General features: G+C 59.8%; 18 protein-coding genes. 9 read left to right on the top strand and 9 right to left on the bottom strand.

Translation table 11 applies throughout. The annotated features are described in order from the left end of the window. Positions 1 to 30: 30 nt before the first annotated feature. From ptsN to lptC, 6 genes are all read right to left on the bottom strand, one after another. On the bottom strand, positions 31 to 495 hold the full coding sequence (gene ptsN / locus AB4Z13_RS11155) for a PTS IIA-like nitrogen regulatory protein PtsN (protein WP_029868958.1): 465 nt from the start codon (positions 493 to 495) through the stop codon (positions 31 to 33). A 72-nt stretch (positions 496 to 567) separates the two neighbouring features. Continuing rightward, positions 568 to 1,149: a ribosome hibernation-promoting factor, HPF/YfiA family gene (gene hpf / locus AB4Z13_RS11150; RefSeq protein ID WP_007814977.1), complete on the bottom strand. Its 582-nt coding sequence runs from the start codon at positions 1,147 to 1,149 to the stop codon at positions 568 to 570. 323 nt (positions 1,150 to 1,472) lie between these two features. Continuing rightward, positions 1,473 to 3,023: an RNA polymerase factor sigma-54 gene (rpoN, locus tag AB4Z13_RS11145; protein WP_439013950.1), complete on the bottom strand. Its 1,551-nt coding sequence runs from the start codon at positions 3,021 to 3,023 to the stop codon at positions 1,473 to 1,475. Positions 3,024 to 3,179: 156 nt separating this feature from the next. Further along, positions 3,180 to 3,980, bottom strand: coding sequence for an LPS export ABC transporter ATP-binding protein (gene lptB, locus AB4Z13_RS11140; protein WP_113325068.1), 801 nt, complete (start codon positions 3,978 to 3,980; stop codon positions 3,180 to 3,182). Between the two features lie 16 nt (positions 3,981 to 3,996). After that, entirely contained in the window at positions 3,997 to 4,647 is a 651-nt protein-coding gene (locus tag AB4Z13_RS11135; RefSeq protein WP_113325067.1) for an LptA/OstA family protein, read from the bottom strand. 13 nt (positions 4,648 to 4,660) lie between these two features. Next, complete coding sequence (lptC, locus tag AB4Z13_RS11130; RefSeq protein ID WP_113325066.1) at positions 4,661 to 5,326, bottom strand: LPS export ABC transporter periplasmic protein LptC; 666 nt, start codon at positions 5,324 to 5,326, stop codon at positions 4,661 to 4,663. 223 nt (positions 5,327 to 5,549) lie between these two features. Here lptC and sppA point away from each other — a divergent pair, with 223 nt between their 5' ends. The 3 genes from sppA (at position 5,550) to AB4Z13_RS11115 (ending at position 7,263) form a co-directional block, all read left to right on the top strand. After that, positions 5,550 to 6,500 (top strand): signal peptide peptidase SppA, encoded by a 951-nt coding sequence (sppA, locus tag AB4Z13_RS11125; protein ID WP_113325065.1) that lies wholly within the window; start codon positions 5,550 to 5,552, stop codon positions 6,498 to 6,500. A gap of 30 nt (positions 6,501 to 6,530) precedes the next feature. Continuing rightward, the gene (locus AB4Z13_RS11120) at positions 6,531 to 6,830 is read left to right on the top strand and encodes an integration host factor subunit beta (RefSeq protein ID WP_003544934.1); all 300 of its coding nucleotides are present in this window, start codon (positions 6,531 to 6,533) and stop codon (positions 6,828 to 6,830) included. A 100-nt stretch (positions 6,831 to 6,930) separates the two neighbouring features. Next, positions 6,931 to 7,263 (top strand): LapA family protein, encoded by a 333-nt coding sequence (locus tag AB4Z13_RS11115; protein ID WP_037100920.1) that lies wholly within the window; start codon positions 6,931 to 6,933, stop codon positions 7,261 to 7,263. Positions 7,264 to 7,269: 6 nt separating this feature from the next. Here AB4Z13_RS11115 and AB4Z13_RS11110 read toward each other — a convergent pair whose 3' ends face one another. Continuing rightward, on the bottom strand, positions 7,270 to 7,713 hold the full coding sequence (locus AB4Z13_RS11110) for a GNAT family N-acetyltransferase (RefSeq protein ID WP_439013949.1): 444 nt from the start codon (positions 7,711 to 7,713) through the stop codon (positions 7,270 to 7,272). A gap of 45 nt (positions 7,714 to 7,758) precedes the next feature. Continuing rightward, positions 7,759 to 8,211, bottom strand: a complete 453-nt coding sequence (locus AB4Z13_RS11105; RefSeq protein ID WP_439013948.1) for a CoxG family protein — start codon at positions 8,209 to 8,211, stop codon at positions 7,759 to 7,761. A 115-nt stretch (positions 8,212 to 8,326) separates the two neighbouring features. On the opposite strand from AB4Z13_RS11105, the gene AB4Z13_RS11100 reads away from it, so the two are divergent. From AB4Z13_RS11100 to AB4Z13_RS11075, 6 genes are all read left to right on the top strand, one after another. Further along, entirely contained in the window at positions 8,327 to 9,418 is a 1,092-nt protein-coding gene (locus AB4Z13_RS11100) for a class I SAM-dependent methyltransferase (protein ID WP_439013947.1), read from the top strand. After that, positions 9,415 to 10,272, top strand: a complete 858-nt coding sequence (locus AB4Z13_RS11095) for a TrmH family RNA methyltransferase (RefSeq protein WP_439020296.1) — start codon at positions 9,415 to 9,417, stop codon at positions 10,270 to 10,272. The genes AB4Z13_RS11100 and AB4Z13_RS11095 overlap by 4 nt, the downstream gene beginning before the upstream one ends. Continuing rightward, on the top strand, positions 10,269 to 10,775 hold the full coding sequence (lspA, locus tag AB4Z13_RS11090; RefSeq protein WP_439013944.1) for a signal peptidase II: 507 nt from the start codon (positions 10,269 to 10,271) through the stop codon (positions 10,773 to 10,775). The genes AB4Z13_RS11095 and lspA overlap by 4 nt, the downstream gene beginning before the upstream one ends. Positions 10,776 to 10,830: 55 nt before the next feature. Beyond that, positions 10,831 to 13,065, top strand: coding sequence for an ATP-binding response regulator (locus tag AB4Z13_RS11085; RefSeq protein WP_442206004.1), 2,235 nt, complete (start codon positions 10,831 to 10,833; stop codon positions 13,063 to 13,065). A 108-nt stretch (positions 13,066 to 13,173) separates the two neighbouring features. Further along, a complete protein-coding gene (locus AB4Z13_RS11080) occupies positions 13,174 to 14,049 on the top strand; it encodes a GNAT family N-acetyltransferase (RefSeq protein WP_439013942.1) in 876 nt (291 codons plus the stop codon). 118 nt (positions 14,050 to 14,167) lie between these two features. Next, positions 14,168 to 14,803, top strand: coding sequence for a bleomycin resistance protein (locus AB4Z13_RS11075; protein WP_310379427.1), 636 nt, complete (start codon positions 14,168 to 14,170; stop codon positions 14,801 to 14,803). Between the two features lie 45 nt (positions 14,804 to 14,848). Here the strand turns inward: AB4Z13_RS11075 and AB4Z13_RS11070 are convergent, their stop codons facing one another. Further along, positions 14,849 to 17,134, bottom strand: a complete 2,286-nt coding sequence (locus AB4Z13_RS11070) for an NADP-dependent malic enzyme (RefSeq protein WP_113325056.1) — start codon at positions 17,132 to 17,134, stop codon at positions 14,849 to 14,851. Positions 17,135 to 17,158 lie beyond the last annotated feature (24 nt).

The raw sequence follows: 17,158 nt of genomic DNA, 5'->3' as shown, positions 1-17,158 counted from the left end.
GGCGCCTTTTTTTGCATTCCGGGTAGATCGTCAGGCAGCGTTCGACGTCTGCTCTTCATTGAGGAAGGCATAAATCGCCGAAGCGGAATCGGTCGCGCGCAGCTTGGCGACCAGATCGTGGTCGCGCAGGACACGGGCGATGCGCGAAAGCGCCTTGAGGTGATCGGCACCGGCGCCTTCCGGCGCCAGAAGCAGAAACACCAGATCGACCGGCTGGTCGTCCAGCGCTTCGAAATCGACGGGCTGTTCCAGCCGGGCGAAAATGCCGACGATGGAGTGGATATTGACGAGCTTGCCGTGGGGAATGGCGATGCCGTTGCCGACACCGGTCGAGCCCAAGCGTTCGCGCTGCAGGATCACATCGAAGATTTCCCGTTCGGAAAGCCCCGTAGTCCTGGAGGCTTTTGCTGCCAATTCCTGAAGCAACTGTTTCTTGGAATTTACCCTGAGGGCGGGAATGATCGCATCCTGGTGCAGCAAATCTGCCAATGCCATTTCTTTTTCCTTCTGTCGCCGAGAGCACGGGTCCGGGGGAGCGGCGCCCTGCGCCGCTCCCCCGCCCTGATCTCAGCCTTTGATATTGGCCGAATCGATCCAGCCAATATTTCCGTCGTGACGACGGTAAACGATGTTGAGCTGTTCCTTGCCAGGGCTGCGGAACAGGAGAAGCGGCTCGTCGGTCATGTCGAGCGCCATGACGGCGGTTGCAACAGACATCGTCTTGAGCTGCTTGGTGCTTTCGGCGACGATGGCCGGAGCGAAATCGTCCGGAACCTCGTCTTCATGATCGGGAACCGCGTCCATGACGGTATAGGCGACTTCTGCAAAGCCGTTACCGTTCAGATGATTTCCGGCGTGGTGATCCTTGAGCTTCCGTTTGTAGCGGCGCAGCCGCTTCTCGATACGCTCGGATGCCGCATCAAAGGCAATCTGCGGATCCATGGCCTCGCCTGCCGCATGCAGCACGACGCCGCTATCGAGATGAAGCTTGCAATCGGCGGAAAAACGGGAGTTCGACTTCTCCACGATCACCTGACCGGAATATCCCCCGTCGAAGTATTTCGTGACGGCCAAACCGATTTGGTCCTCGATCTTTTGACGGAAGGAGTCACCAATTTCCATATGTTTACCGGATACACGCACACTCATGGAGTTTCCCTTCTTATGGTAGTTTGCGAGTACCAGTTTACGCCAAGCCTCAACCTCATCCAAGCACTTCGCGCAATCTCAAGCAAGATGAGCTCAAGTCTGCGTGTCCCTGTTGCTGTGAGGATGATGGGGATAATGCCCGGATGCACTTTGCTGCTCCGATTGCGGCGGGCTTCTAGCGACAGCCTCCCGAAAAGTCAATAGCCCGGCACAGCGAGGTCTAGCATACGCGGAAAACGTGCACTGAAAATCCCATGAAATTGGGATGTCTCCGCCATCAACGGTTCCAAGCGGCGATCATCGGCTCGCCCCGGCGTTGCAAGTCAGAAACCGGCGACCTTGGCCACTGCGCGCTTTTCCCTGCGGCGCTGGACGGAAGAGGCGATGTTCATCGCCTCGCGGTATTTGGCGACCGTACGACGAGCGAGATCGATGCCGCCCTTTTTGAGCATATCGACGATATCATCGTCGGAGAGTACCGCATCCGGGCTTTCCTGCAGGATCAGCGTCCGGATCTTGTGGCGAACTGCTTCAGCCGAATGACTGTCACCGCCCTCGACGGCGCTAATCGAAACCGTGAAAAAGTATTTCAGTTCGAAGAGGCCGCGCGGCGTCAGCATGTATTTATTCGACGTGACACGGCTGACCGTCGATTCATGCATCTTGATCGCCTCGGCCACCGTCTTCAGGTTCAGCGGCCGCAGATGATCGACGCCGTGCAAGAGGAAGGCATCCTGCTGGCGCACGATCTCGCTTGCGACCTTCATGATGGTCTTGGCGCGCTGATCCAGGCTGCGCGTCAGCCAGTTGGCGGTCTGCAGACATTCGGAGAGGAAGGCGTGATCCTCGCCGTTCTTCGCGACGCGCGAAAAATAGGACTGATTGACGAGGACCCGCGGCAGCGTATCCGGGTTGAGCTCGACCAGCCAGGCGCCATCCGAGGAGGGGCGGACCACGACGTCAGGCATGATCGCCTCTGAAACGCCAGCCTCGAAACCGCTGCCGGGCTTCGGATTGAGTTGGCGGATTTCGGCGAGCATGTCGAGCAGGTCTTCCTCATCGACGCCGCAGAGGCGTTTCAGGGTGACGAAGTCGCGGCGCGCCAGCAATTCGAGATTTTCGACCAGCGCCTGCATGGCGGGATCGAAACGATCCTTCTGGCGAAGCTGGATCGCCAGGCATTCGGCAAGGCTACGGGCGAACACGCCGGGCGGATCGAGCGTCTGCAGCGCTGAGAGCACGCGCTCGATGTCATCTGCATCGGTACCGAGACGCTCGCCGGCTTCCGCGACATCGGCCTGCAGATAGCCGGCATCGTCGAGCTGATCGACCAGATTCTGGGCAATCAGGCGATCGGCCATATCGGGCAATATGAAGGGTATCTGCTGGGCAAGGTGGTCGCGCAAAGAGACCTGACCGGCGACGAACTCATCGAGATCGTAATTGCTGTCAGCACCTTCGGCGCTGCCCGGCATGGATTTCCACTGGCTGATGAGCTCGGGGGCGTCGAGGCGCTGCGGTGCGCCGTCATCGGGGAAGACATTGGTGTAATTGGCATCCAGCTCGTCACTCAGCCGGCTTGAGCTGCCATTATCGTACCAGTCGCCGGACAGCGTTTCGCCGCGATCCTCATATTCGCCGTCCCCCGCACCATCCGTTTGCTGCGGGTATGGTTCGTCCGCAGCCTCGCCGCGTTCCCCGGCCTCGCCCTCGTCCGACGGAAGTTCCAGAAGTGGGTTCTTCTCCACTTCCTGGGCGATGAACTGAGTGAGTTCGACATGCGTCATCTGCAGCAACTGGATGGATTGCATCAGTTGCGGTGTCATTACCAGGGACTGGTTCTGTCGCAGAAAAAGATTGGCAGACAGGGCCATGGCGGACGCGAAACTCCCTCGACTCCTCCAGGAAACCGCGTCTGATGAAGATTTCAGGCCACGGAATTCCGAGTTGGCCCAAAAATTGCTTTTTTATCCTACTTGGTCAAGCGGAACCTATGCCGCAGCCGCAATTTTCTGTCGTCCAGGACCGGTTCAGAGACTGAAATTGTCGCCCAAGTAAAGCCGGCGCACTTCCGGATTGTTGACGATGTCGTTCGCGCGTCCATGGGTCAGCACTTCGCCAGCATGGATAATATAGGCCCGGTCGATCAGCCCCAACGTCTCACGCACATTGTGGTCGGTGATGAGAACGCCAATGCCGCGTGCCGTCAAATGATGCACGAGGTTCTGAATATCGGCAACCGAGATCGGGTCGACACCTGCAAAGGGCTCGTCGAGCAGCATGAAGGTCGGGTCGGTCGCAAGTGCGCGGGCAATTTCCAGGCGTCGGCGTTCACCGCCCGAGAGAGCCACGGCGGCACTCTTGCGGAGCTTCGCGATGTGAAACTCCTCAAGCAGTTCGTCGAGCTTGCGCTCACGCGCCGTCTTGTCCTTTTCATGCACCTCAAGGACGGCGCGGATATTCTCCTCCACCGTCAGCCCACGGAAGATCGAGGCTTCCTGCGGCAAGTAGCCGACGCCGAGGCGGGAGCGACGATACATCGGCATCGTCGTCACGTCGTTGCCGTCGATTTCGATCGTTCCCTCATCAACAGGCACGAGGCCGGTGATCATGTAGAAACAGGTCGTCTTACCGGCACCGTTAGGCCCCAGCAGGCCCACAGCCTCACCACGCCGCACGACTAGCGAGACGCCATTGACGACACGCCGCGTCGCATAGGTCTTGGTCAGACCGCGTGCGATCAGCGTTCCCTGATAACGAGCCTTGTCGACAGGAGCCGCGGCTTCCGTTGCGGCTCTGCCGGACTTGGTGGATAGAGAGAATAGCTTCACGTGAAAGGCCGACTTCTCAGTTCTGCTTTGGCTGCTGACTCGGCTGCGATTTTGGATCGAGCTGAATCTGGACACGACCACCGCAGCTTTCAAGCTCCGCCTGACCGGTCGCCATGTGAACCGTGAGCTGGCAGCCGGTAAAGACGTTCGGGCCATCGGTCAGCACGACCTTCTTGCCCGTGAGGATAAAGACCTGCGAGGTCATATCGAAATTGCCATCATCGGCGGTCGCCGTCTGCGTACCCGACGTCAGGTAAACCTTGTCGGTCACCAGGATCTTATCGATATCGGCACTACCCGAGGCAAGCGAGCTCGACTGTTCTGCAGCGACCGGAGCCGTCTCGGCAGCAGGTGCCGGCTTGGTGGCAGCATCGCCCGCTGCCGGCTGCTTCGCCTTGTCTTTGTAATAGACCGTCATCTTGCCGGCTTGCAACGTCGTCGTGCCCTGAACAACCTTGACGTCGCCAGTGAAGAGCGCCGTGTGTTCCTGGTCATGGATTTCCAGCTTGTTGCTTTCAATCTGGATCGGCTGATCGCTGGAAAGCTTCATGCCAGGCATCGTCGTCGACTGGGCGGCCGCCCCCGCGACCGACAGGACGAAGGCAAGCGCGCCTGTGATAAAAGCTACGCCAGTCTTGCGAGTTGAAATGCGACAATCTTTTGTCATGTGACCCGGCTCTTTAGGTGCCCTGTTTATGGATGGTGGATGAATCAACATTCATGCGAACGTTCCCCTCGAATGTGATCACGCGCCCCTTATCGGTTATATTCATCGACCGCGCAACAATCGAAGCATTGTCCTTGGTAATTCTGACGGGATCATCCGTCGTCATGTTTCCACCCTTGATATCAAGGTGTGCAGACTGAAAATTCGCAACGAGACCGCTGCTCAGAACAAGCGTGAACGGCGCCGTCATATGCAGATTGTCCGTGGCGCGATTGAAATCTGCCGTCGCCGCGGTCACGCGGGCCATCAGGCCGTCGTTCATCGGCACGGCGGCCTTGATCGTCTCCAGCGTGATGAGATCTGGATTGCGAATATCCTGCAGTGCGCGTTCGGCGAGCATCGAATAGTTGATGCCGTCGGAGTTGCGGCCGGCGATTGCCGGCTTTTCCATCACGACCTTGCCGTTCTCGATTTTGGCGCCCTCGATCTTAATGGTTTCCGGCAGGTAAGTGCGGATCACCGAGACGGCGATGAAGATGAGGGAAATGATGAGGGCTGCACCCGGCAGCAAGAACTTCAGGCGGCGAACACGCGCGGAATGGAACCGGGCAAGGCCATAGGCACTGTCCTTTGGCCCCGCGTATGCGGGCTTCCCGTTGTTCCTGAGGGTATCGAGCATATGCCTGGTCCGTGTGTGATGATCGTGCCGCTTATATAGCAATGCCGGGCGCCAATCACAGTTCGTTTCGCATTATTACATTGGCTTGCCAATATGGATTTTTTTCTGCAACAAGCAACTAAACCGAAAATAGCAGGTTCCCGAGGCATTTTCTCGCGGCAGCGTGCGCCTTATCTCCCCAGCGGCGGAGTACCGCCGTTGGGTTTCGTCTCTGGAGGTTGGAATGGACAGCTCGATCATCGCAGACCGCCGGCTGCTGCGCCGCAGGCTTGGCTTCTGGCGCCTTGCCGCGGTCGTGCTGCTCGTCGCGCTCGGCTTTGCGCTTTATAATTTTGCCTTCAGCGAAGGCAGCACCGCGCGGCCCCATATCGCCCATGTGACGATCTCCGGCCTGATCACCGATGATGACGAGTTGCTCGAGAGACTGGAAAAGATCAAGGACAATGATCAGGTCAAGGCAGTCGTGATCTCGATCTCCTCGCCGGGCGGCACGACCTATGGCGGCGAAAAGATCTTCAAGGCGATCCGGGCGATTGCGGAAAAGAAGCCCGTCGTCTCCGACGTCAGGACGCTTGCAGCCTCCGCAGGCTATATGATTGCGACGGCCGGCGATACGATCATCGCGGGCGAAAGCTCGATCACTGGCTCGATCGGCGTCATCTTCCAGTACCCGCAGATCCAGCCACTGCTCGACAAGCTCGGCGTCTCGTTGCAGGAGATCAAATCCTCTCCGCTCAAGGCCGAGCCCTCGCCGTTCCACGACACCAGTGAAGAAGCCAAGGCCATGATCCGCAACATGGTTCTCGACAGTTACGACTGGTTCGTCAACCTCGTTGCCGACCGGCGCAAATTGCCGCATGACGAAGTGCTGAAGCTTGCCGACGGAACGATCTACACGGGCCGGCAAGCGCTGAAGGTGAAACTCATCGATGCGGTCGGTGGACAGCCGGAAATTCGCGCCTATCTGACCTCCCGAAACGTCAGCGACAAACTGCCGGTCGTCGACTGGGACAAGAAGAGCAATACGCCCTTCTTACTCGCTGGAGCTGTTTCCCGGTTGATTACGATCCTTGGTTATGGTGATCTTGTCAAAAGTCAGGATCTCAACGGCATCCTGCCCCCAAAGTTGCTTCTTGACGGGCTGCTTTCAGTTTGGCAGGTTGGCCAGGATTGAACAAGAAATCAATAATTTAAGGGGGCGACCGTGATCAAGTCCGAATTGGTGCAGATTGTTGCGGCACGCAATCCGCATCTCTACCACCGCGATGTTGAAAATATCGTCAATGCGGTCCTCGACGAGATCACTGATGCGCTTGCCGCCGGCAACCGCGTCGAACTGCGCGGCTTCGGTGCATTTTCCGTAAAGAACCGCCCTTCCCGTTCCGGCCGCAACCCGCGCACCGGCGATACGGTCTTCGTCGAGGAGAAGTGGGTACCCTTCTTCAAGACCGGCAAGGAACTGCGCGAGCGCCTGAACCCCGGACAAGCCGACGAAGAGGATTGATCCTCGGCATCAGGCATCAAGCCGCACTTGAACTTCTCCGCCGCACTTCTATTCTGGCGTCAACGAAGCTTGCCTTCGCTAAACCGGCGCGGAGACCGACATGACCAAGAAGATCATCAACCTTTTGATTTTGCTGCCGCTTGGCGTCATCCTGATCATCTTCTGCGTCGCCAACCGGCAGAGTGTAACGCTTGCCTTCAATCCGTTCCGGCCGGAGGATCAGGTTCTTTCCCTGGCCGCGCCTTTCTTCGTTTTCCTGCTGATCGCTTTTATCATCGGCATGCTGGTGGGCTCTGCTGCGACCTGGTTCAACCAGGGCAAGCACCGCAAGCGCGCACGCGTCGAAGCCAAGGAGGCGATCCGCTGGCAGGGCGAAGCAGATCGTCACAAGACGCGCGCAGAAGAGATCGTCGGGCAGTTGCCCTCGCGATGACTGCCGTTATTCCACTGGCGCCGGAGTGAAACTCAGCTCTTCATAATCGCCTTCGGGTGAGGCACCTCTGCCGGTGACCTGAAAGCCATGTGCCAGATAGAAGGCCTTGGCGTCGCGGTTGTTGACGAGGCATTTCAGCCGATAGTTATGCTCTGGCCAGCCCGGGAGCGATTGCAGCAGGGCGGTTCCCGCGCCTTTGCCCTGGAATTCAGGCAGGATATAGAGCATGTGGATGAAATCATCCGCCGCCCAGATCGAGATAAAACCGGCGATCTTCCCGTCGGGTCCCTCGCAGACGGAAACGACCTCGCCGTTAGTGTGGGCGGCAAAATCCTCCCGATGAAACTTGCCGGGATCAACCCAGGTGAAGGTCTGGCGCCGGACAGACAGGTAGATGTCGGCAAGCTGCGTCACGTCTTCGGCGCAATTGGGTCGGATTTTCCAGGTCATCGGTCTTGCGTAAAAGGGATTAAGGAGGATGCCAAGCCCATGTGCCTAGCCTGCGGCCTTTTCGATGACAGCGGCATTGAAGCTCCCCCAGAAGCGTCGCGCGAGCTTTTCCAGCGTGGTGCGGATCAGCCGACCGCCGAGCTCGGCAATCCGGCCACCCGTATCGCCGTCCGCACTATAACGCAGCAGGGTGTGCAGTCCCTCATCCACCAAGGTGACATCGGCTTCGCCCCTGGCAAAGCCAGCAATGCCGCCCCGCCCTTCCGCGGCGATGGTGTAACTGCGCGGCGCATCGACGTTCGAAAGCTTGATCTCGCCGTGGAACGTCACAGAAAACAGGCCGAAGCCGACTTTGACGGTTGCCAGGAATTGCGTGGGCGACAACTTTTCCACGCTCTGGCAGCCGGGAATGCATTGCCTGATGATATCGGGATCGTTCATGGCCGCCCATACAACATCCGGCCGCGCGGCGATGCGTTCCTCCCCGATCAGATCCATCAGCAATTCCCCATTTCTATGGTCTGACCATATCATAACGGGAAAGCGCTTTGCCAAGGTCGGACGGGATGCTATTTGCACTGGCTCAATTGAATTTAAGACGCGGAAGACCACGTTGAAACAAAGAGAACGCCGGCCTAGCGCGAAGGTAGCGACAGGCCCTTCGGGCGGACGCCGCTCCGATGCGCGGCCTGCAAAGCCGGAGAAGACGAAGGCGGCACCAGCGCGCGAACAGCGCCCACCGGCAGCCGTTCCAGCGGTAATCGAACGCCCGCTGACGGCGCGCCACGGCGAGCGGCCTGCAGAGCGCGTGCCTGTCATCCTGGAATCGACGGGTGCCGGCGATTTCCATCTGATCGACAGCGGCAACGGTCAGAAACTTGAACAATACGGCCCCTATCGGGTCGTGCGGCCGGAGGGACAGGCACTTTGGCAGCCGTCGCTGCCCGCCCATGTCTGGGAGAAGGTCGATGCTGCCTTCACCGGCGATACGGATGAAGAAGGCACCGGTCGCTGGCGTTTTCCGAAGGAAGCGCTTGGCGAAACCTGGCCGCTCAACCTGCTCGGCGTCGATTTCTTCGGCCGCTTCACCTCTTTCCGGCATGTCGGGGTCTTTCCAGAGCAGATCGTTCACTGGAGCTGGATGAAACAACAGGTGGAAAGCGCCGGACGGCCGCTGAAGGTGCTGAACCTTTTCGGTTATACGGGCGTTGCCTCGCTGGTCGCCGCGGCTGCCGGTGCGGAAGTCACCCATGTCGATGCCTCGAAGAAGGCGATCGGCTGGGCGCGTGAAAACCAGGCGTTGGGACGCATGGAAAAGCTGCCGATCCGCTGGATCTGCGAGGATGCGATGAAATTCATCCTGCGTGAGGAACGGCGCGGCAGTCAGTACGACATTATCCTCACCGACCCACCGAAATTCGGCCGCGGTCCGAATGGCGAGGTCTGGCACCTTTTCGAGCACCTGCCGTTGATGCTGGATATCTGCCGCGAGATCCTGTCGCCGAAGGCCGTCGGCCTTGTGTTGACGGCCTATTCGATCCGGGCGAGCTTCTATTCCATTCACGAGTTGATGCGCGAGACGATGCGCGGGGCCGACGGCGTGGTCGAATCCGGCGAGCTCGTCATCCGCGAGGCCGGCCTCGACGGCAAGACGCCGGGCCGCGCACTCTCTACCTCTCTCTTTTCCCGCTGGGTGCCGAAATGAACGAATTCCACGATCGAGGCCCCCGCAGGGTCGGGCATGTGAAGGAAGTCACCTCGCTTGCCAATCCGATCATCAAGGACATCAAGGCGCTGACCAACAAGAAGTCGCGCGAAGAGAGCGGCACCTTCATGGCCGAAGGGCTGAAGCTCGTCATCGATGCGATCGAGCTCGGCTGGACGATCCGCACGCTTGTCTATGCCAAGGCCGCCAAGGGCAAGCCGCTGGTCGAACAGATGGCGGCAAAGACCGTCGCCTCCGGCGGTCTCGTGCTCGAAGTCAACGAGAAGGTGATCTCCTCCATCACCCGGCGCGACAATCCGCAGATGGTGGTCGGCATTTTCGAAACACGCTGGACAAAGCTTAGGGATGTCAGGCCAAAGGATGGCGAGACCTGGGTAGCGCTCGACCGCGTGCGCGATCCCGGCAATCTCGGAACAATCATCCGTACGGCCGACGCGGCCGGCGCTTCTGGCGTCATCCTTGTCGGCGAGACGACCGATCCCTTCTCGCTGGAAACGGTGCGGGCCACCATGGGCTCGGTCTTTGCCGTTCCGATTGCCCATGCGACGGCAGAGGAATTCACCGCCTGGAAGAAGCAGGCCGGCGTTTCCGTTGTTGCGACCCACCTTGCCGGCTCGGTCGATTACCGCACGATCGATTACAAGAAAAAACCGGTCGTGCTGTTGATGGGCAACGAACAATCCGGCCTGCCGGACCAGCTTGCCAAGGAAGCCGATGCGCTTGCCCGCATTCCCCAGCAGGGCCGCGCCGATTCCCTCAATCTCGCCGTTGCCACCGCCGTCATGCTTTTCGAGGCACGCCGCCATCTCCTCTCACTGTCCGAGGGCAAATGACTGATCTTGCGACCGCACGCCCGGCGCTCTTCTCGCGACCGCTGCCGATCCTGATCTTCATCGTGATCGCCGTCATCCTCGACCAGATCGTCAAGATCGCCGTCGATCATTACCTGCCGCTGCAGGAAGCGATTCCCGTCATTCCGATGCTGGCGCTCTACCGCACCTACAATCTCGGCGTCGCCTTCTCGATGCTGTCGGGTATGGACGGCTGGTTCATCGTGGGGATGCGTCTGATCATCGTCGCTTTCGTGCTTTTTCTCTGGCATCGCACCGCCAAGGACCGCTGGCTGGCGCATCTCGGATATGCGCTCATCATTGCGGGGGCGATCGGCAATCTCATCGACCGTTTCGCCTATGGCCATGTGATCGACTACATCCTCTTCCACACGGAAACCTGGTCTTTCGCCGTGTTCAATCTCGCTGACAGTTTCATCACTGTCGGCGCCGGCTGCGTCATTCTCGATGAGATGCTGCAGAAGCCGAAAAAGGCGGATCACTAAATTTTTAGCGGATTCCTGAAAACATTCGGAACGGGCAATATGTTAGCTGAACTGCATGCAGAGTATGGCGCAGCTACAGGAACGATTGTCCGCCGCGTTTGGCGGAGCCGCCGTTAGGGCCTATCGAGGCCGGACGGCGGGTGAATTGACGTCGCCGGCTACCCTTCGCTCCCTGCATCCATTGCTCTTTCACTGGCTCGGCGGAGCAGGGCTCATTTCGGCGATCCTGCTGCTATTGCTTTCTCATTGGGGCGGTCCGCTCATGGCAGTCCTCGGCCTCATCCTGATCGCCGCGATTGCAGGCTATCTTGCCCTTCTTTTCAGAAACGGAAACCGGCCCGGCGGCCGTAGCCCGGAGACGACGGAACGCGTCGATGCAACCGGCCTGCTCGGCACGGTCCATGACGTGCTCGGCGATATCGTCGTCACCCGCATGATGGACCGGCGCATCATCGGCACCAACGAGACGTTCCGCAGCCTTACCGGGCGCGCCAAACCCGAAGGCCAGACCTGTGAGGAGATCGGCCTTGCCTTCCGTCCCGGCCCGCAGCCGCATCGATACGATGTGGAGATTTCGACACCGGCAGGACAGCGCATCTTTCTCTGGCACGATGTCGTGACCCGTGATCCGGCAAACGGACGCCTGCTTCTGCAGAGCATCGCGCGCGACGTGACCGAAGAGCGGCTTGCCGCCGAAAGCCGCGAGGAGGCACGGCAGAAGGCAGAATATAACAGCGCCGCCAAATCGCGGCTGCTCGCCACGGTCAGCCACGAAATCCGCACGCCTCTGTCAGGCATTCTCGGCATGGCGCATCTGATTTCTGAAACGAAGCTGACGCAGGAACAGCAGAACTATCTGACCAGCATCCGCCAGTCCGGCCATGCGCTGACGCAGCTGGTCGAGGATCTGCTTGACTTCTCCACCATCGAGGTCGGCCGTTTCGAACTCCGCCCGAGATCGGAATCGCTGCGCAAGCTCGTCGAAAGCGTCGTGGAAATGCTGGCGCACCGCGCCCATGAAAAGGGTATCGAGATCGGCGCTACGGTCTCTGCCGATGTGCCGGAGCTGATGAGCTTCGATCCGGCGCGGCTGCGGCAGGTGCTTTTCAATGTCATCGGCAATGCGGTGAAATTCACGCAGACCGGCGGCGTCTTCATCCGTGTCTCCAGGGCGGCTGGCGAGCTGTCGATTACCGTCAACGATACCGGGCCTGGCATGACGGCGGAGGAACAGGCGCGCATATTCGGGGAATTCGAACAGGGCGGCTCGCTTGCCCAGAAGAGCAACGGCACGGGCCTCGGCCTTGCAATCTCCGCCCGCATCATGCGTGAATTCGGCGGTTCGCTGACAGTTGCAAGCGAGAGGGGCAAGGGCAGCCAGTTCACCATTCGCTTCCCCGTCGAACTTTCGGAAGAGGATAAAGCCACCAGGAATGCACTGCTGGCGGGAAACAGTATCGTGCTGCTTGCCCCGGCGGGTGCAGCGCGCACGGCGATTGCCGAGACGATCACGACGCTCGGCGGGCGCTGCCACCTCGTCGCTGGCGGCGAGGCGGCGCGCGAGAGCCTGCTGTCGCTCGCCCGCAACGGCGAGCGGCCGACCGATATCATCGTCGATCACCGCATGTCCGAGGAATTCTCGCTGCATATCGCCGACCGCACGGAGATCGCGGCACTCGGCCTGCGCAAGGTGCTGCTCGTCAATCCGGAAGAGCGTAACTCCTATTCGCTCGACCTCTTCGATGCGTGGCTGATCCGGCCGCTGCGCGAGCAGTCGCTGATCGACGTGCTGCGCGGACGCATGCGTGGCATGGAGAAGCGCGATGCTCTGAACGACAACCAGCCCGGCCTCGGCCCGTCCATTGCAGAACGGACGGCGGTGGGCGACGGCCTTTCCGTCCTCCTCGGCGAGGACGATCCGATCAACGCCATGTTGGTGCGCGTCATGCTGGAAAAAGGCGGCCATTCCGTCAGGCATGTGGATGATTTCGAAACCCTGCTCGATTGTGCCCTTGGTGACGACAGGCCCGACATCATCATCAGCGATCTTTCCATGCCCGGCGGCAACGGTATCGACATGCTCGGACGCCTGCGCGGACACGAACGTCGGCTCGATCTTCAACCGATTCCGGTCATCGTTTTGACTGCGGACAAGAGCGACGAATCGCGGCGACAGGTCTTGCTCAACGGCGCCAATCGCGTCATGGTGAAACCGGTGGATCCGGTCAGGCTGCTCACCGAAGTACAGGCGGTTGTTGCTCTTTCAGCCCGCCGGGCTGAGGCGCGCTAAAGCTGGGGAAAACGGCACGTTTCTTGCGTGCACAAATTCGGTATGTCACTTTCCTGTCGTACATAAGTGTTTTATGGCGTGTGATAGGCCGGAGACGGGAGAATCGCCATGTCTGTTGACATCCTTAATTGTGACGCCACTGCCGAGGCCGCTCGGCCATCGACGGCCGCCGCCCCGAAGGAAGGCGACATTCTCGGCCGCATCGGCAATTTAGAGACCCGCCTTGCCTGCAGCGCGCGTGAGATCGATGCCGCGCAGGCCGTGCGCTACCGCGTTTTCGTCGAGGAAATGAAGGCTCAGCTGCCAGCGGACGCCATGCGCCGCGAGCGGGACTTCGATGCCTATGACGCCTTCTGCGACCACCTTCTCGTTCTCGACCGCTCGATCGAGGGCGATGCCGAAGACCAGATCGTCGGTACCTACCGCCTGCTCAGACAGGACGTCGCCATGGCCAATGGCGGTTTTTACTCGGCTTCGGAATTTGCGATCAACGAGCTCATTGCCCGCCACCCCGACAAGCGCTTCATGGAGCTCGGTCGCTCCTGCGTTTTGCCGGAATACCGCACCAAGCGCATCGTCGAACTGCTCTGGCAGGGTAATTGGGCTTACGCGCTGAAGCACGGCATGAGCGCCATGTTCGGCTGCGCTTCCTTCCCGGGCGTTTACCCGGAAAGTCATGCGCTGGCTCTTTCCTTCCTCTATCACAGCGTACTCGCCAAGGATGAATGGGCCGTCAGCGCGCTGCCGCATCTGGCGCGCGACATGGATCTGATGCCGGCTGAAGGTGTCAACCCGAAAAGGGCGCTGATGGCGCTGCCGCCGCTCATCAAGGGTTACCTGCGCCTCGGCGCAATGGTCGGCTCCCACGCTGTCGTCGATCAGGCGTTCAACACGACCGACGTGCTGATCGTGCTGCCGATATCAAGCATTTCCGACCGGTATCTCAATTATTACGGTGCGGATGCAGGCCGTTTTGCAAGCTGACGGCTGCCGCTTGACGGCGGTGCCTCGCCAATTCATTCTCTTTCGGCGTTTTCAGTAGGGCGCATCGGCAATGGTGCCGGCTGGGCTATGCCCGCCTACAACATCAAAACCTTGCGCCATGCCGAATTTCGAAAATCTCAGGAAGAAAGCTAAGCGGTTCAAACGGTGGCATCAGGATCGTTATTATCCTGTTGCAGCGGAAATCCGCTATTGGCTTGCCCGCTACCGCCATCTCAGTGACCGGCAAATCCTCGAGCTTGAGTTCAAGCTTGCGGATGCGCAGGAACTGGTGGCGGCGCAGCAGGGATTCGAAAGCTGGGCGGCGCTGAAAAAGGGTCTCGCCGACATGAGTGCAACAGCCGAACAAAAATCCACATCCCAACCGACGCTGCTCGATGCCCAGCCGCAGCTTTTCGTGAGCGATATCCAGGCCGCCTGCGATTTCTACACACAGAAGCTCGGCTTCGCCCTCGCCTTCATTTATGGCGAACCGCCCTTTTATGCGCAGGTCGTTCGCGGTGCGGCGAGGCTCAATCTCCGGCACGTTGACATGCCGGCCTTCCATCCGGAGCTTCGCCAGCGCGAGAGGGATATCCTCTCGGCGACGATTACGCTTGATGACGTGAAGGCGCTTTTTCTCGAATACACCGCAAACGGCGTTCCGTTTCATCAGCCGCTGAGGCTGGAACCCTGGGGCGCGCGAACATTCATCGTATGCGATCCGGATGGAAATCTGATCGCTTTTGCAGGCTAAGCCCGTCTGAGGCGGACCACACTAGCGGTCCGCCTCTATTACTTATCAGGAACCGGCAGCATAGGCCGCAATCGCAGCCATGTTGACGATATCGCTGTCCTTGGCGCCCATCGAGGTGATCTGCACCGCCTTGTCGAGGCCGACGAGGATGGGTCCGATGACCGTCGAGCCGCCGAGTTCCTGCAGCATCTTCGTCGAGATCGATGCCGAGTGGAATGCCGGCATGACGAGGACGTTGGCCGGACCGGAGAGGCGGCAGAAAGGATATTGTTCCATCACCTTACGGTTCAGGGCAACGTCGGCGGCCATTTCGCCATCATACTCGAAATCGACGCGACGCTTGTCGAGGATCTTTACAGCTTCGCGGACGCGCTCGGAACGCTCCCCCGAGGGATGGCCGAAGGTGGAATAGGCGAGCAACGCGACGCGCGGCTGGTAGCCCATGCGGCGTGCGAGACCTGCGGCCTCCTCGGCAATATCGGCAAGCTCCTCGGCCGTCGGCATATCGTGAACCGCAGTGTCGGCAACGAAGACCGTGCGGCCGCGGCAAAGCGCGATCGACACGCCGATCACTCGATGGCCCGGCTTATGGTCGATGCAGCGGCGCACATCTTCGAGTGCCGTCGAATAGTTGCGGGTAATGCCCGTCACCATGCCATCGGCATCGCCAAGCGCCACCATGGTGGCAGCGAAATGGTTGCGGTCATTATGGATCAGGCGCTGCGCGTCGCGGTGCAAATAGCCCTTCCGCTGCAGGCGGGCATAGAGATAATCGATATAGGCCTCGACGCGGGTCGAGATACGGGCGTTGACGATCTCGAGGCCTGGACGATTGAGGTCGATGCCTGCGCGTTCGGCCGTTGCACGGATCAGATCCTCGCGGCCGAGTAGGATCGCGGTGCCAAGCTGCTGATTGGCGTAAGACATGGCGGCGCGCATCACCTGCTCTTCCTCGGCCTCGGCAAAGACCACGCGCTTCGGATGGCGGCGCACGCGCTCATAGAGGCTGGCGAGTGTGGAGGCGATCGGGTCGCGGCGGGCCGACAGCTCTCGCTTGTAGCCAGCCATGTCGGTGATGATCTTGCGGGCGACGCCGCTTTCGATCGCCGCTTCGGCAACGGCGGCCGGAATGGCGGATATCAGGCGCGGATCGAAGGGAACCGGGATGATGTATTGCGCACCAAAACGCGGACGATTGCCCTGATAGGCAGCCGCAACATCATCGGGCACGTCTTCACGGGCAAGGCTGGCGAGTGCCTTCACAGCGGCAATCTTCATCGCATCATTGATGGTCGAGGCGCGGACATCGAGGGCGCCGCGGAAGATATAGGGAAAGCCCAGCACGTTGTTGACCTGGTTCGGATAGTCCGAACGGCCGGTCGCCATAATGGCGTCATCACGAACACGAGCAACTTCCTCGGGCGTAATTTCCGGGTCGGGGTTGGCCATGGCGAAGATGATTGGCCGGTCGGCCATGGAGCGGATCATCTCCTCGGAGAAGGCGCCTTTCTGCGACAGGCCGAAAACGACGTCTGCGCCCTTCATGGCTTCTTCGAGCGTGCGTGTATCGGTCTTTGCCGCATGCGCCGATTTCCACTGGTTCATGCCTTCGGTGCGGCCCTGATAGATGACGCCCTTGGTATCGCAGAGGATGATATTCTCAGGCGCAAAGCCCATCGACTTGATGAGTTCAACGCAGGCGATGGCGGCAGCACCCGCGCCGTTGCAGACGAGCTTGGTGGTCTTGAGATCGCGGCCGGTCAGTTCCAGCGCGTTGATGAGGCCGGCGGCGGCAATGATCGCGGTGCCGTGCTGATCGTCATGGAAAACAGGAATATCCATCAGTTCGCGCAGACGGCTTTCGATGACGAAACAGTCCGGCGCCTTGATGTCTTCCAGATTGATGCCACCGAAGGACGGACCGAGGAAACGCACGCAGTTGATGAATTCGTCGACATTTTCCGTATCGACTTCAAGGTCGATGGAATCGACATCGGCGAAACGCTTGAAGAGTACGGACTTGCCTTCCATGACCGGCTTGGAGGCAAGCGCGCCGAGATTGCCGAGACCGAGAATGGCCGTGCCATTGGAAATGACGGCAACCATATTGCCGCGGGTCGTATAATCATAGGCCGTGGCCGGATCGGTGGCGATGGCTTTGACCGGCACCGCGACACCGGGAGAATAGGCCAGCGAGAGGTCGCGCTGCGTCGCCATCGGCTTGGTCGGGTTGATCTCCAGCTTGCCGGGCCGACCCATCGCGTGAAATTCGAGCGCTTCCTGATCGGTAACAGAGGTCACCGGCCGTTCTTTCTTCTCCATCTGGGACATGCCTCCTCCAAACGTCTGTGGGTG

Source organism: Rhizobium sp. YAF28, from assembly GCF_052113285.1.
Classification (GTDB): Bacteria; Pseudomonadota; Alphaproteobacteria; order Rhizobiales; family Rhizobiaceae; genus Rhizobium.
Note: the sequence above shows the minus strand (reverse complement) of the source record. Positions and strands in the feature narration are given on the sequence as shown.